This is a genomic window from Gordonia zhenghanii (assembly GCF_021738965.1).
Lineage (GTDB): Bacteria > Actinomycetota > Actinomycetes > Mycobacteriales > Mycobacteriaceae > Gordonia > Gordonia zhenghanii.
The window spans coordinates 457,718-471,923 of record NZ_JAKKOQ010000001.1; the positions used below are offsets into that span (position 1 = coordinate 457,718).

A 14,206-nucleotide genomic window follows, 5' to 3' on the forward strand; every position below is an offset into this window, starting at 1 on the left:
GCGCGACCACCCGAACCGAACCGCCCCTGCCCTGCGTTTCCGCAGGTCAGGGGCTGTTCGCCGGAGCCGCCTGTCGGAATCGAACCGACGACCTAATCACGTCGGCTTTGCGTCTATCGCTTGATGCGCCCACTGGGCGAACGAGCCTCTGACCTGCGCAAACGCCGAGCGTGGGGGACGCCGCCATCCGGTGGTGACCGACGACGATCGACCAGTACCGACCGTTTCACCGGAGCTTGCGGCGGCGTCGAAGCCGAGCAAGCTCCATTCCTTTAGCTCACCGCGCCCTCCTCCGGTCCCGTCGTCGTCGAAGACGTTTCAGGGGTCTTCTCAGATGACGGTGTAGGTCGGCCGGGCGCGTCGATCCGCAGATAGACGTCGAGGTCTCCCGACGACGGAGGTTCCTACGCCATCCATCCGAAAGACCTCGACGTGTCCGACGCTACCCCGCCGGCCGGCTTCGGCCGCCCTGACCTGACCGCCTTCGCTCGACTCGACGGCCTCGGTCTGAGCGTGACCGGACAACGACTTGAACCGGATCGTGCGGTCCTCGCGTGCCGCGTGGTGGAACCAGATCCGTGGTGCCGACGGTGCGGCAGCGAAGGCGCTGCTCGTGACACCGTGATCCGGCGGTTGGCCCACGAGCCGCTGGGCTGGCGACCGACCGTGCTGGAAGTTGTAGTGCGCCGCTACCGCTGTGCCGACTGCGGACACGTGTGGCGCCAAGACACCAGCGCCGCGGCGGAGCCACGCGCGAAGCTCTCGCGCACCGGGCTGCGGTGGGCGCTGGAAGGGATCGTGGTCGCACACCTCACCGTCGCCCGTGTCGCCGAGGGACTCGGGGTCGCGTGGGACACCGCCAACAACGCGGTCCTGGCTGAAGGCAAGCGGCTGCTGATCAACGACCCCACGCGGTTTGAGGCCGTGAAGGTCATTGGCGTTGATGAGCACGTCTGGCGCCACACCAGGCGTGGCGACAAGTACGTCACCGTGATCATCGACCTCACCCCGGTCCGCGATGGCGCCGGCCCAGCAAGGCTGCTGGACATGGTCGAGGGCCGGTCGAAGGCGGCGTTCAAGACCTGGCTCGCCGACCGCGACGACGCCTTCCGTGACGCGGTCGAGGTGGTCGCGATGGACGGCTTCACCGGGTTCAAGACCGCCGCTGCAGAGGAGATCCCGGACGCGGTCACGGTGATGGATCCCTTCCACGTCGTGCGCCTGGCCGGTGACGCCCTCGACAGGTGCCGGCGCCGGGTCCAACTCGCGATCCACGGGCACCGTGGGTTCAGAGACGACCCGCTCTACAAGTCGCGGCGCACGCTGCACACCGGCGCGGACCTGCTCACCGACAAGCAGAGCGACAGGCTACGCGCGCTGTTCGTTGATGACGCTCACGTCGAGGTCGAGGCGGCCTGGGGTGTCTACCAGCGCATGATCGCCGCCTATCGCCACGAGGACCGGCAACGTGGCCGCGAGCTCATGGAGAAGCTGATCACCGACCTCAGCGCCGGCGTCCCCAAGGTGCTCACCGAGCTCACCACCCTGGGCCGGACCCTGAAGAAGCGAGCCGCCGACGTGCTCGCCTACTTCGAACGACCCGGCACCAGCAACGGGCCGACCGAGGCGCTCAACGGACGGCTCGAACACCTGCGCGGCTCCGCACTCGGGTTCCGCAACCTGACCAACTACATCGCCCGAAGCCTGCTCGAGACCGGCGGCTTCAGACCCCAACTCCTACACCCCCGATTGGGATGAGCCCGTTCGAGTTGCGCGGCGGCGGACCGTAGGGATATTGGCCGGTCTGGGGATACTGGCCGTTCTGGGGATACTGGCCGTACGGGTACGGCTGCTGACCGCGATCTGGCCTCGACATGGGCTAATCGTAGTCACCCGACGGCCGGTTATGGCCGTCTCGCCGGATCAGGCCAGGTTCTTGGCCACCCACTCCGAGGTGAACTCGGCTTCCCCTCGAAACAGGTCGACGAGGTTCACCAGCATGAGCTGTTCGAGCTTGCCGTTGACGAACGGCAGATAGACCTTGACCTCGGTGGTCTTGCGGACCGTGCAGCCGGTCTCGGTGTCGAACAGCTCTTGCTCGCCGGTCAACGAACCGGGGCCTGCCGGTATCGACGCCGTGTATGTGCCGGGGGTGCCCGCTGCGTCGAACGCGCCGAGCGTCTCGACACGCGTGATGATCATGTCCTTCATCATCACGGTCTGCGCTATCGGCGGGAGCATGTCGCGCGTGAGCGTCTGCTTGAGGACGACCCGCATGCCGCCGGAGCCGGTCTCGAACTCTTCTACGTTCGAGATCGGCGTGAGTTCCCGGAATCCGTCCATGAGGTCGTCCCAGTACTGTCGCTGCATCTGCGCCTGGTAGAGCTTTTCCGCCGGCTGCTCGTAGCGGGCGGAATAACTGAGCCGTCGTGCCATGACGCTCAGAGTAACCGCCTGGTTAACCCTGGTGAAAATCGACGGTGGCGTCGTGCTCCGCATCGAGAAGGTGAACGACCTGCTCGACGACGGCTTTCTCGACGCGACCGCCGACGAACGGGATCGCCACGTCGACAGCACCCGTGTACTGCGCGGTTGCCTGCGCACCGGTGATCACGATGTCGCCGGAGATCTTCGCGGGCGCCCCCGTCACCGACGCCTCCATCCGTCCGATGATGGTGTCACCGGAGAGTCGGAAGACACACGTGCGCGGGATCTCGAGGTCGCCCGGACGGATCGCGGTGACGGCCTTGGGCAGATTCGACTCGTCGACGCCCTGCTTCGTCGCGACGGTCACTGCATCGCCGTCGATCTCGAACGACTCGAGCGAGCCGTGATCGGAGTTCGTCGCGGCCAACAGGTCACGCCAGTACTGCTCGGTCGTGATCAACGCCCAATAATCTGTGACGGAGAACGGGTAGGAGACCGAGTGCTCGAAGTTGCTCGACATGGATGAGAGGTTACCGTTACCGACATGACTCACGCACAGCCGCTGTCGGCGTTCACCACGTTGCGTCTCGGCGGCCCCGCCGACGCCGTCGTGGACTGCACGGACACGGACGCGCTGATCGACACGGTGACGGCCCTCGACCGCGCCGGGACTCCCGTGCTGCTCATCGCGGGCGGATCGAATCTGGTGATCGGCGACGACGGTTTCGCCGGAACCGCCGTCGTCATCGCGACCGACGGCGTCGAGTTCGGCTCCGACGACGCAGGCCCGTACGTCACGGCGCAGGCCGGCGCCGACTGGGACTCGCTGGTCGCCGCGACCATCGATGCGGGGTTCGGCGGGCTCGAGTGCCTGTCGGGGATCCCGGGCGCCGCCGGGACCACCCCGGTGCAGAACGTCGGAGCGTACGGAGTGGAGGTCGGCGACCTGCTGCGCGCCGTACGCCTCCTGGACCGGGCGACCGGAGACACCCGGTGGGCAGGTCCGGACGAGCTCGCGTTGGGCTACCGGACGTCGAACCTGAAGGGCCGCGACGACCACGTCGTCCTGGCCGTGAGTCTCCGCCTCAACGACGGCGGGACCTCGCAGCCGATCGCCTACCGTGAGTTGGCCCGTCGGGTCGGCGTCGACGAGGGTGCGACCGCGCCCGCCGTCGACATCCGCGCGACGGTGCTCGAACTGCGGAGGAGCAAAGGCATGGTCCTCGACGCAGACGATCACGACACGTGGAGCGCCGGATCGTTCTTCACCAACCCGATCGTCGGCGACGACGCGATCGACGGCGTCCTTGACCGCATCCGGGCGGTCGTCGGCGACGACGCCGCAATCCCGCAGTTCCCGGCGGACGGCGGGTCGAAGCTGTCGGCCGGCTGGCTCATCGAACGAGCCGGTTTCACGCGCGGCTACCCGTCTGAGGACGCCGCGGCCCGACTGTCGACCAAGCACACGTTGGCGTTGACGAACCGCGGCGCAGCGAGCACCGCCGACCTCGTGGCGTTGGCGGGGACCGTCCGGCGCGGGGTGCTCGAACGCTTCGGCGTCGAACTGCACCCCGAACCGGTGTTCGTCAACTGCTCTTTGCCGCGCTGACGTCGCCCAGAACCGTGTCGAGCAGTCGGTTGTACCCGGGGGCCCGCTCGATCGGCAGCATGTGCCCGGCGCCCGGGAACTCAGTGAGCGAGTGAAGCACGCCGTTGGCACGCAGCACATCCGCCAACTCTTCGGCGTGGACGGGACTGGTCAACCGGTCCTGACTGCCGACGACGACGGCCGTCGGAACGGTGATCTTGTCGAGACCGAGTCGCACGTCCAAGTCGTACATGGTCGCGCCCCACGCACCGCGCGCCGTCGGTGAGCACGCTGCGATCTGGTCGTTACTGAAGTCGACGTGCGCCTGACGGGCGACCGGACCGAGCGCGATGTAGTGCGTGATCCGCTCGCTCAACGGGGTCGTGGGGATCGGCAGCGGCGTCGACACGAAGGCGCGCTCGACGTACGGCTCCAGCGGTCGGACCAGGGCGGGCAGATCCTCGGGGACCAGCAACTGCCGTTGGACGACTGTGAACGCCCCGGTCGAGGTGAGGACGATCGCCGACACCTTCTCCTCCATGCCCGCACCGAACTGCGCGGCCCACGACATGATCGACATGCCGCCCATGCTGTGTCCGATGAGAACGGCGCGCTTCCCGTCCGGAACCACTTCGTCGAGGACGGCCTGCAGGTCTTGGCCGAGGAGGTCCGGGCTCAGCTTGGTCTTGCCGAGTTCGGAGAGCCCGTGTCCGCGCTGATCGTAAGCGACCATCGCGCGGGCCTCGCCGAAGTGCCGCATCTGGCCGTTCCAGAAGCCGGTGTTGCAGGTCCAGCCGTGGACGAAGACGAGGATCTCGTCGGCTGCGTCGACGTCACCGGAAGTGACGACGTGCAGCAGTGTCCCGTCGGCTGCCGCGACCACTGACGACTTGGTGTTCGACGGCTCCTGGAGCATCAGGTCGGGGCCGTCCTGCACCGGAGTCGGGTAGCGGAACGCCTCGCGCAGCAGCGAGCCTGCGATGACGGCGAGTCCACCGCCGACGATCCCGGCGCCGAGACCCCCTGCGACGGCCAGCGCCTGTACTCCCCGGCGCCATCCGCGTCGTGAGTCAGCCATGTCGTGCCCCTATCTATTCCGCCGCGACGTCCGAGCTCGGATCGCGCGGGTTATCGAAGTATCGGCCCGCCTGGCCGACGGCCCTCGAGATCTCGTCGTCGAGCGCCTTGCTGAACGCGGACTCGACGATCTCGTGCGCCATCGGGCGAACCGTCTGGATCAGCTCCGCGATGCGGGTGAACTTCTGGTCGCCGAGACCCGGAAGGTTCTCGTCGAAGTACTTGTCGGTGATGAGGGAGACGAAGCTGTGCGCGACGTCTTCGAGGTCCTGCTCCACACGCACCCACATGTCCAGCAGGACGTCGATGTCGATGCCAGCCTTGACGAGCGCCTCTGCGCCCGCGAGGACCTCGGGGTTGCGCACCGCGTAGTGCGCACCGTCCTTGGCCAGGAGTCCCAGCTTCTGGCTGATCGCGATCGATCGGTCGGACGCCCCGAGGGATTTGCGCAACTCGGTGATCGTGATGGTCGCTGCACGCTTGATGTTCTTGAAGCGGCTGTTCTTCGGCGACTCACGCAGGACGTGCTCTACCTTCATCCCGTAGTGAGCGGCATGCAGGAGTTCGCTGATGGTGGCGAACGTGTAGCCGCGCTCGAGCATGCGGGATATCAGGTTGAGCCGGACGAGGTGCTCGTCGGAGTACCAACCGGTACGACCTCGGATGGTTGGAGCGTGGAGGAGCCCGCGGTCTTGATAGACGCGGATGTTGCGAACGCTGACGCCGGACACCTCGGCGAGGTCGTTGATGCGGTACTCGGTCACTTCTGAGCCTGTCGCTTCCGCCTGCTGTGCCGCGGACCGATCATCCGAGTTTCCGGAACCAACTGCGCTTGAGGATCTCGTCGACCCGCACGCGGACGTCCACGATGTAGACCATCACCGCGATGACGCCGACCAGGAACAGGACGAGCACCGACATCCCGCCGACGACGAACAGCCAGATGAGAATGTTCGCGACGGCGAGCAGCGCGACCCAGAACGTCTTCGACTGCGCGTCGACCGCCGTGTAGGCGTCGGGCCTGGTGATCACCGCGTGCACGAGTGCGGCGACCGCAGACAGGCCCGCGACGACGCCCAGCGCCAGCAGGATGTATTGCCGGGCGTCGAGAACCACTGATTGAACGCTCACACTGCCACCTTACCCATGTGCGTTGTCACTGATCGTCGGCCTGGCCGTTCTCACGGCGGAACGAATCGTAGATCTCCAGCAGCATCTGCTTCTGTCGCTCGCTGATCGAGTCGTCGACGAGGAGCGCGTCCCGGACGGGGCTGGCGGGTCGCTCTTCGAGGATGCCTGCGTGCACGTACAGCACTTCGGCCGAGACGCGGAGCCCCTTCGCGATCTGGGCGAGGACGTCCGCCGACGGTTTGCGGAGTCCGCGTTCGATCTGCGAGAGGTACGGGTTGCTGACACCGGCACGTTCGGCGAGTTGACGCAGGGAGACCTGCGCCGACAGTCGTTGCGTACGGATGAAGCCGCCGATGTCGTGGGCGGCTGCCGCGACCGCTTCGGCCGGTCCCGGATCGCCGACCGCGTCGTCGTCGGACTTGTCTGTAGAGCTGCTCACGTTCGGATCTACCTTCTCTTCTCGCCCGTACACCAGTGTGCCGAAGCCGTGCTAGCAGATGCAAGCACCTGGGGTGGTGTGGCTTGTCACCCGGCGAGAGGTCACCCGAAGACGAGAACCGAGACCGTGTAGATGGCGAGGCCTGCCAACGAGCCGACGACAGTGCCGTTGATTCGGATGAACTGGAGGTCGCGCCCCACTTGCAGCTCGATCTTGCGGCTGGTCTCCACGGCGTCCCACCCGCGGACGGTCTCGGTGATGACGGAGATGATCTCGGTCGAGTAGTTGTCGGCGACGTGCCTGGCGACCCGCGCGACCCAGGTGTTCATCTTGGCCTGCAACGGCGCATCGTCCCGGATCCGGACACCGAGACGGACGATCGCGTCGGAGATCGACGTCCGGAGCGTGGAAGACGGGTCGTCGAGCATCTGCTCGATGACGTCCTTGCCTGCCTGCCAGGCGGTTGACGCCGCCCCGGTCACTTCGTCGCGGCCGAGGAGTTCGGCTTTGATCCCTTCGAATTTGGCGATCGTCGCCTCGTCGTACTGCAGTTCATGCGCGAAGTCCTTCACGAAGTCGTGCATGGCACGTCGCAGATCGTGGTCGGGATCGGCACGCACCTTGTACGTGAACTCCACCAGTTCGCGGTAGATCTTGTCGCCGACCAAGTTGTTGACGAAACCCGGCACCCACGTCGGTCCGTCGCGGTCGACGACGCGGTCGATGAGGTCCTGGCTGTCGATCGCCCACTCGTGCGCGCGCTCGCACAACATCTGGATGATCGGCTCCACCCGGTTCTCGTCGACGAGCTGCTCCAGGACTCGACCTAGAGGCGGAGCCCACACCGGCTCGGCCGCCCACGAGAGCACTGCTTGGATGAACTTCTCGACGTCTTCATCGCGAAGCATCTCCGAGCCGAGTCGAATGGCACGCGACACCTCGTCGTTGACTCGCGGCGCGTTGACCGGGTCGGCGAGCCAACCGGACACGCGACGTGGCATGTCCAGATCGACGGCGCGTTCGACGATCACCTCGGGGGTCATGAAGTTCTGTTCGACGAACTCGCCGAGTTGCTCCCCGATCTGGTCCTTCTTCCGCGGAATGAGCGCAGTGTGCGGAATCGGGAGACCGAGTGGTTGGCGGAACAGCGCCGTGACCGCGAACCAGTCGGCGAGCGCACCGACCATGCCTGCTTCGGCGGCGGCCCGCACGAATCCGACCCAGGCCGCGGTGTCCGAGCCGTCGCGATGCTCGATCCAGCGCATCAGGAAGTAGATCGCGGCCGCTCCCACGAGCAGTCCGGTGGCCACGATCTTCATCTTGCGCAGATCGCGCGCACGCTGCTCGTCGCCTGCCGCACCGAATCCTGTCGGAGTCGATCGCCGCGACTGCTGCTGGGATCCCAAGGTTGTCGACACGTACACAGTGTTCCCGAACTACTACTACTGTTGCTAGGTGATGCCTTCCCTGAATCCGTTGTCGACCGCTTCGGTCGCTGTGAACGCCGCCCGCACGCTGACTCGAGAACTCGAGCAGCGGATCCTCTCCCCCGCCGTCGAAGCGGTCGCCGGGGACGGCCGTAAACAACGGTGGGAACACCACAAGCAGGCACGACGCACCGAGTTGACGACGGGCACCCTCAAAGCGATCCGGGCCCTCGGCCCGAATGCAGGCATGGACGAGATCGCCGCGCACATCGGGGTGTCGAAGACCGTGCTGTACCGGTACTTCACCGACAAGAACGATCTCGCAGCGGCCGTGACGGTCACCTACATGGAGTCGACGCTGCTGCCGCTGCTGACCGACGTGCTGACCGACGACCTCGCCGACTACGACTTGGTCCGCACCGTGATCGGCGTCTACGTGGACACCGTGTCAGCGGATCCGAACGTCTACGTGTTCACGACCGGTCGGTCGTCGGGCAGCAATTCCGCCGCCTACACGGAGCGGATCTTCACCGGTGCCGTCCGGTCGACGATCGAGCAGCGCCTCGGTGCGCGCGGCGCGCAGACCGAGGGGGCCAAGACGTGGGCCGCGGCCATCGTCGGCGCGATCATTCGAGCCGTCGACGCCTGGCTGGCGACCAGGGAACAGCCGACGAAGCAGTTGGTCGACGAACTGACGATGCTGGTGTGGAGCGCGCTGGTGGGGATCGTGACCCGGAACGGCGATCCGGAGGCGTTCGCCGCGGATCCGTTGCCGATGCCACCGATCCAGAGCGACGCGCCGTGAGCGGCTGGACCTCGGGTCCGCGGAAGACGCTGCGGGCGCGCACGATCGGCGCCATCGCGGACGTCGATCCGGAGTCGACGCCCGGGTACGACGGCGACAAGAAGTCGGGTGCGCACGACCTCGCGGAGATCGGCGAGACACTGTCCGCACTGCAGGAGCAGCTGTACGCGGAGGGACGCAGCGGCGGCGACCGATCAGTTCTCGTCGTGCTGCAAGGCATGGACACCGCGGGCAAGGGCGGCATCGTCCGGCACGTCGGCGGACTGATGGACCCGCAGGGCCTGACGGTGACCGGTTTCGGGAAGCCCACCCAGGCCGAGTCGGAGCACGACTTCCTGTGGCGCATCCGAAACGCGCTGCCCGCGCCGGGCCGGATCGGCATCTTCGATCGGTCGCATTACGAGGACGTGCTTCCCGTACGCGTGCACGAGTTGGTTCCGGAGTCGGTGTGGCGTGGGCGCTACGACGAGATCAACGCGTTCGAGGCGGAGCTGGCGGCGTCCGGAACCTCCATCGTCAAATGCGCTCTGGTGGTCTCCAAAGCCGAGCAGAAGTCGCGGCTGGCCGAGCGACTGGAGCGCCCGGACAAGTTCTGGAAGTACGACCCGAACGACCTCGCCGAACGCGCCCTGTGGGACGAGTATCTCGAGGCCTACCAGGAGGTGTTCGACCGTACGGACACCGATGCCGCGCCGTGGCACCTGATCCCGGCCGACCGCAAATGGTTCGCCAGGCTCGCAGTGGCCCGGCTCCTCGTCGAGACCCTGGAGTCGCTCGACCTGTCGTGGCCGCCCGCCGACTTCGACGTCGAGGCGCAGAAGAAGCGAGTGGCCGCGCTAGCGGATTGACGCCGCGACGACTAACGCCGACCGCGTCGCAGTGACGTGGTCGGCGTGAGTCGAGCTGGCGCAGGAGGTCTTACTTGCCTGCGGCGGGCTTGGTTGCCGGAGCCTTCTTGGCTGCCGGGGTGGTCTTGGTCGCGGTCGCCTTGGCCGGGGTGGCCTTCTTGGCGGCGGGGCGAGCCTTGGCCTCGACGGTTCCGGCGGCGCCTGCGACCTTCTGGGCAGCGGTGGTGCTGTCGGCCTTCACCTTGGTCGCAGCGTCCTCGACCTTGGCAGCGACGGTCTGCGCCTTGTCGGAAGCCTCGGAGAGGTCCACGGCTGCGTCCTCGACCTGGTCGGCAGCGAGGCCGACGATTCCGGCCGCACGCTCGCCGACTGCACGAGTCTGCGAGGAGACGACGCCGAGCGCGTCTTCGGTGAGGTCGACGGCGTCGTTGTAGGCCTTCTCGACGCGGGTGAGGTTCTCGGCGACGGCGTCGTTCTCACGCAGACGTGCGAGGGCGCTCTCGCCACGCTCGGCCAGCGAGTTGTAGAGGCCGGTCGCGGTCTCGATGTAGGGGTCGGCGAGCTTGCGGAGCTCGTCGGTGGTGAGCTTGCCGCGCAGCTCGTCGAGGCTCGGGACCTCGTCGGGCAGCTCGCTGATGCGGGTGCGGGTGCTCTCGATGCGTGCCTGGGTTGCTTCGCGGCGTGCTTCTGCGCGGGTACGCAGATCGGCGACGGCGTCCTTGACTTCCTGGACTGCGGCGTCACCTGCGCCGACGACGGCGAAGACCGGGGTGGGGATGGTGCGTTCGGCGGTGCTCATGGGAGCCTCCTGTTCACAGGTTTTATCTGACACTACGAGTATCGCCGCGTCTGCTAGCAACTGCAAGCGTTTTGCTAGCTAACGTGGTTGAAGTCACCATTCGGTGCCGCAAATCAGCACACCGGAAACCTCTTCGACCTGCATTGTTATCACGCCTGACATGATCGATCGATCAATATGAGTGCCTCGCCGAGTGCTAGCAGGGCACGCCTCCAGGGGCTCAGATGTCGGCGACGACCCGGTCTCCGTACCGGTAGAAACCGTGCCCGGATTTCTTGCCGAGCCGCCCTTGTGCGACCATCCGGCGCAGCAGAGCAGGCGCTGCGTACATCGGCTCGTCGAACTCGCTGTGCATCCGTTCGGCGATCGCAACGACGGTGTCGAGCCCGACGAGGTCGGCCAGGCGCAACGGGCCGAGCGGATGCGCGACGCCGAGCACCATCGCGGTGTCGATGTCGTCGACGGTCGCGAAGCCGTTCTCGACCATCCGCACCGCCGACAGCAGGTACGGCATGAGGATCGCGTTGACGACGAAACCCGAGCGGTCCGACGAGCAGATCACATGCTTGCCGAGGACGTCGTGGGCGAACTCCCGCACCCGTCGCGCAACGTCGTCGTCGGTCTCCGCCGTCGTGACGAGTTCCATCAACGGCAGCGCCGGGACCGGATGGAAGAAGTGCATGCCGACCACTCGCCGGGGACGGGACGTCGCCGCGCTCAACGATCCGATCGGAATCGACGACGTGTTCGACGCGAGGATCGTCGCCGAGCCGACTACCGCGTCCAGTCTGCCGAGGAGTTCGGTCTTGGCGACCTCGTCTTCGACGATGGCCTCGATGACGAGGTCCCGGCCGTCGAAGTCGGCGAGATCAGTGGTGAATCGAAGCCTGCTCGACACATGGTCGCGCTCGCGTCCGGTCAGCGTCCCACTGGACACCGCCTGACCGAGGGAGTCGAGGATGCGAGTCCGGCCCGCGGCCACGAGGTCGCGCGACTGCTCGTGCACGAGAACGTCGCACTGCGCGCGGGCACACACCTCGGCGATGCCTGCGCCCATCCGGCCCGCACCGACGATGCCGACTCGAGCGATGTTCTCGCCTGCCATGTGGAGATCCTGACGTGTGAAAGGTTGCGAATGCACACGATCCCGGGTCGAGCGGAGCAGTGCCCCACCCGACCCGGGATCGTCATGGCTTCAACCAGTTCCCAGTGAACTAGCCAATTCCTAGTGAACTAGCCATTCCTAGTGAAACTGGCCCTCTTCGGTCGAGCCCTTGAGAGCTGCGGTCGAGGTGTTCGGATCGACGGTGGTCGCGATCCGGTCGAAGTAGCCCGCGCCGACCTCACGCTGGTGCTTGGTGGCAGTGTAACCGCGCTCTTCAGCAGCGAACTCGCGCTCCTGCAGCTCGACGTAGGCCGACATCTGGTTGCGGGCGTAGCCGTGGGCCAGATCGAACATCGAGTAGTTGAGGGCATGGAAGCCTGCCAGGGTGATGAACTGGAAGGTGAAGCCCATCGCGCCGAGCTCGTTCTGGAACTTGGCGATCGTGTCGTCGTCCAGGTGCTGCTTCCAGTTGAAGGAAGGCGAGCAGTTGTAGGCCAGGAGCTGGTCCGGGAACTCGGCCTTGACCGACTCGGCGAACTTCTTGGCGAGCTCCAGGTCGGGCTTGCCGGTCTCCATCCAGATCAGGTCGGCGTACGGTGCGTAAGCCTTGGCGCGAGCGATGCAGGGCTCGATGCCGTTCTTGATGCCGTAGAAGCCCTCAGCGGTGCGGGTGCCGTCCAGGAACGGCTGATCGCGCTCGTCGACGTCCGAGGTGAGCAGCGTTGCAGCCTCGGCGTCGGTGCGGGCGATGACGACCGTCGGGGTGTCCGCGACGTCGGCGGCGAGACGCGCCGAGGTCAGGGTGCGGATGTGCTGCTGGGTCGGGATGAGCACCTTGCCGCCGAGGTGGCCGCACTTCTTCTCCGAGGCGAGCTGGTCCTCCCAGTGGGTGCCTGCGGCACCCGCTGCGATCATGGACTTCTGCAGCTCGTAGACGTTGAGGGCGCCACCGAAGCCGGCTTCGCCGTCGGCGACGATCGGGACGACCCAGTTGTCGACCGAGTCATCGCCCTCGACTGCGGCGATCTCGTCGGCGCGCAGCATCGCGTTGTTGATGCGACGCACGACGCTCGGGACCGAGTTGGCCGGGTACAGCGACTGGTCCGGGTAGGTGTGACCCGAGAGGTTCGCGTCGCCTGCGACCTGCCAGCCGGAGAGGTAGATGGCCTTCAGGCCGGCACGGACCTGCTGGACCGCCATGTTGCCGGTCAGCGCGCCGAGCGCGTTGATGTAGCTGCCGTCGCCCTTAGTGACGCCGTCCCACAGGATCTCCGCGCCGCGCTTGGCGAGGGTGTTCTGTTCGACGACCGAGCCCTGGAGCTCGACGACCTGCTCTGCGGTGTACTCGCGCTTGATGCCCTTCCAGCGGGGGTTGGTGTCCCAATCCTGCTGGATCTCGGCGGCGGTACGCGGCTTTCCGACGTTGCTCATAGCCTTCGCTTTCGTTAGAACTGCGACTTCGCAGTGTCTGCTTTCGGTCTTGGCGATCATCAGTTGCGAACCGACTCACACCTTGAGGCGATGCCTGACACGAGGTTGCCACAGACGAAACGTCCTGGTCCAGACCATTCCAGTGTTAAGTTCAGGCACCCTATTGTCAGATTTTGCAAATCTTGCGAATATAAATTGGTGCAGCAAGTCGTCCCATGCAACAAAAAAGTACGCGCGTACTGGGAAAACAGCGCGGCCGATTCCGACACACTCGCCGACCATGTCCCGCCTACTCGCCCCCGGCATCCGCCACAACCTTACGGCACTGTGATGGATATCACCTACTTGCCAGTAGGGATCTACCGCTGCGAAGCTCGCTCGACGGCGGACCGCACGAGTCCCGCGAAGGTCTCCTCGGTGATCGGCGGCTCGCTCCGAGCCGTTCCGGGCGCGTCGTTGGAACCCGCACCGACTTGCACGGTGAAGACGCCTGCGGGCGCCTGCACGAGCACGTTCGCCAGATACGTGCTGCGGGACCGGACCGATCCGTCGGCCAGCGTGGTCACCGAGTCGGTGCGCAGGAGGTACGACTGCTCCACCGACTCACGCAACGAGTCGTCGTACGGGGCGGGCAGTTCTGTCGCCGTGTTGACGATGCGCGCGCCGGCGAGGAAGCCGGTCGTCGGCGTCGACGTCACGACCCGGCAGGGACCGCTCGTGTCCCGACGATCGGCGTCGACACTGCGGCGCACCGTGCTGACGAGTTCGGTAAGCGTCCCGCCGTCCGCCTGCGCGGCGAGCAGCACCGTGTTGTCCTCAGTCAGGTGCGGGGTGAACGCGGCGTCCGCCGTCGGCCGACACTGCTCGGGCTCGAACCCGACCTTCGCCGCCTGTTCGAGCGTCGACCGGTTCGCGGCGATCATGTCGTCCACTTGGTACGGCACCGCGGTGAAGCCCGTGGGCAGTTGGTCGCTGGGCAGGAGACGGCCAGCGAGGGTCGTTCCGACTCCGACGGGCTCGCCCGCACCGCATCCGGCGAGAAGAGTCGCCGCGACACCGGCGACGACTACCGCCATGATGGTGGGCGTGATGGAGGATCTGCTGCGCACGCGGTCACGGTACCGGGTGC

At 66.4% G+C, this 14,206-nt stretch carries 15 protein-coding genes; 4 read left to right on the forward strand and 11 right to left on the reverse strand.

Features of this window, described 5'->3' with window-relative positions; translation table 11 throughout:
* Window positions 1–432: 432 nt before the first annotated feature.
* Window positions 433–1,758 (forward strand): ISL3-like element ISPfr2 family transposase, encoded by a 1,326-nt coding sequence (locus L5G32_RS01970; RefSeq protein ID WP_237009323.1) that lies wholly within the window; start codon window positions 433–435, stop codon window positions 1,756–1,758.
* Between the two features lie 165 nt (window positions 1,759–1,923).
* On the opposite strand, the gene L5G32_RS01975 is transcribed toward L5G32_RS01970, so the two are convergent.
* Window positions 1,924–2,436 carry a DUF2505 domain-containing protein gene (locus tag L5G32_RS01975; RefSeq protein WP_237009324.1) on the reverse strand — a complete coding sequence of 171 codons (513 nt, stop codon included), beginning with the start codon at window positions 2,434–2,436 and terminating at the stop codon, window positions 1,924–1,926.
* Between the two features lie 22 nt (window positions 2,437–2,458).
* Window positions 2,459–2,947 carry a DUF2505 domain-containing protein gene (locus L5G32_RS01980; RefSeq protein WP_237009325.1) on the reverse strand — a complete coding sequence of 163 codons (489 nt, stop codon included), beginning with the start codon at window positions 2,945–2,947 and terminating at the stop codon, window positions 2,459–2,461.
* A gap of 24 nt (window positions 2,948–2,971) precedes the next feature.
* Between L5G32_RS01980 and L5G32_RS01985 the strand changes: the two genes are divergently transcribed.
* Window positions 2,972–4,036, forward strand: a complete 1,065-nt coding sequence (locus L5G32_RS01985) for a UDP-N-acetylmuramate dehydrogenase (RefSeq protein ID WP_237009326.1) — start codon at window positions 2,972–2,974, stop codon at window positions 4,034–4,036.
* Here L5G32_RS01985 and L5G32_RS01990 read toward each other — a convergent pair.
* The 5 genes from L5G32_RS01990 to L5G32_RS02010 form a co-directional block, all read right to left on the reverse strand.
* Entirely contained in the window at window positions 4,014–5,093 is a 1,080-nt protein-coding gene (locus L5G32_RS01990) for an alpha/beta fold hydrolase (protein WP_237009327.1), read from the reverse strand. The genes L5G32_RS01985 and L5G32_RS01990 overlap by 23 nt on opposite strands.
* A gap of 13 nt (window positions 5,094–5,106) precedes the next feature.
* Window positions 5,107–5,856 carry a MerR family transcriptional regulator gene (locus L5G32_RS01995; protein ID WP_237009328.1) on the reverse strand — a complete coding sequence of 250 codons (750 nt, stop codon included), beginning with the start codon at window positions 5,854–5,856 and terminating at the stop codon, window positions 5,107–5,109.
* Window positions 5,857–5,896: 40 nt separating this feature from the next.
* Window positions 5,897–6,223, reverse strand: coding sequence for a DUF2516 family protein (locus tag L5G32_RS02000; protein WP_237009329.1), 327 nt, complete (start codon window positions 6,221–6,223; stop codon window positions 5,897–5,899).
* Window positions 6,224–6,248: 25 nt separating this feature from the next.
* Window positions 6,249–6,662, reverse strand: coding sequence for a helix-turn-helix domain-containing protein (locus L5G32_RS02005; RefSeq protein ID WP_237009330.1), 414 nt, complete (start codon window positions 6,660–6,662; stop codon window positions 6,249–6,251).
* Between the two features lie 101 nt (window positions 6,663–6,763).
* Window positions 6,764–7,981: a DUF445 domain-containing protein gene (locus tag L5G32_RS02010; protein WP_237009621.1), complete on the reverse strand. Its 1,218-nt coding sequence runs from the start codon at window positions 7,979–7,981 to the stop codon at window positions 6,764–6,766.
* Window positions 7,982–8,120: 139 nt separating this feature from the next.
* On the opposite strand from L5G32_RS02010, the gene L5G32_RS02015 reads away from it, so the two are divergent.
* Both L5G32_RS02015 and L5G32_RS02020 read left to right on the forward strand, forming a co-directional pair.
* Entirely contained in the window at window positions 8,121–8,894 is a 774-nt protein-coding gene (locus L5G32_RS02015; RefSeq protein ID WP_237009331.1) for a TetR/AcrR family transcriptional regulator, read from the forward strand.
* Window positions 8,891–9,742 (forward strand): polyphosphate kinase 2 family protein, encoded by an 852-nt coding sequence (locus tag L5G32_RS02020; protein WP_237009332.1) that lies wholly within the window; start codon window positions 8,891–8,893, stop codon window positions 9,740–9,742. Before L5G32_RS02015 ends, L5G32_RS02020 begins: the two co-directional genes overlap by 4 nt.
* 70 nt (window positions 9,743–9,812) lie before the next feature.
* Here the strand turns inward: L5G32_RS02020 and L5G32_RS02025 are convergent, their stop codons facing one another.
* From L5G32_RS02025 to L5G32_RS02040, 4 genes are all read right to left on the reverse strand, one after another.
* Entirely contained in the window at window positions 9,813–10,541 is a 729-nt protein-coding gene (locus L5G32_RS02025) for a heparin-binding hemagglutinin (protein ID WP_237009333.1), read from the reverse strand.
* A gap of 220 nt (window positions 10,542–10,761) precedes the next feature.
* The gene (locus tag L5G32_RS02030; RefSeq protein ID WP_237009334.1) at window positions 10,762–11,646 is read right to left on the reverse strand and encodes a 3-hydroxybutyryl-CoA dehydrogenase; all 885 of its coding nucleotides are present in this window, start codon (window positions 11,644–11,646) and stop codon (window positions 10,762–10,764) included.
* A gap of 138 nt (window positions 11,647–11,784) precedes the next feature.
* On the reverse strand, window positions 11,785–13,077 hold the full coding sequence (gene aceA / locus L5G32_RS02035) for an isocitrate lyase (RefSeq protein ID WP_237009335.1): 1,293 nt from the start codon (window positions 13,075–13,077) through the stop codon (window positions 11,785–11,787).
* A 359-nt stretch (window positions 13,078–13,436) separates the two neighbouring features.
* Complete coding sequence (locus L5G32_RS02040) at window positions 13,437–14,186, reverse strand: hypothetical protein (RefSeq protein ID WP_237009336.1); 750 nt, start codon at window positions 14,184–14,186, stop codon at window positions 13,437–13,439.
* Window positions 14,187–14,206 lie beyond the last annotated feature (20 nt).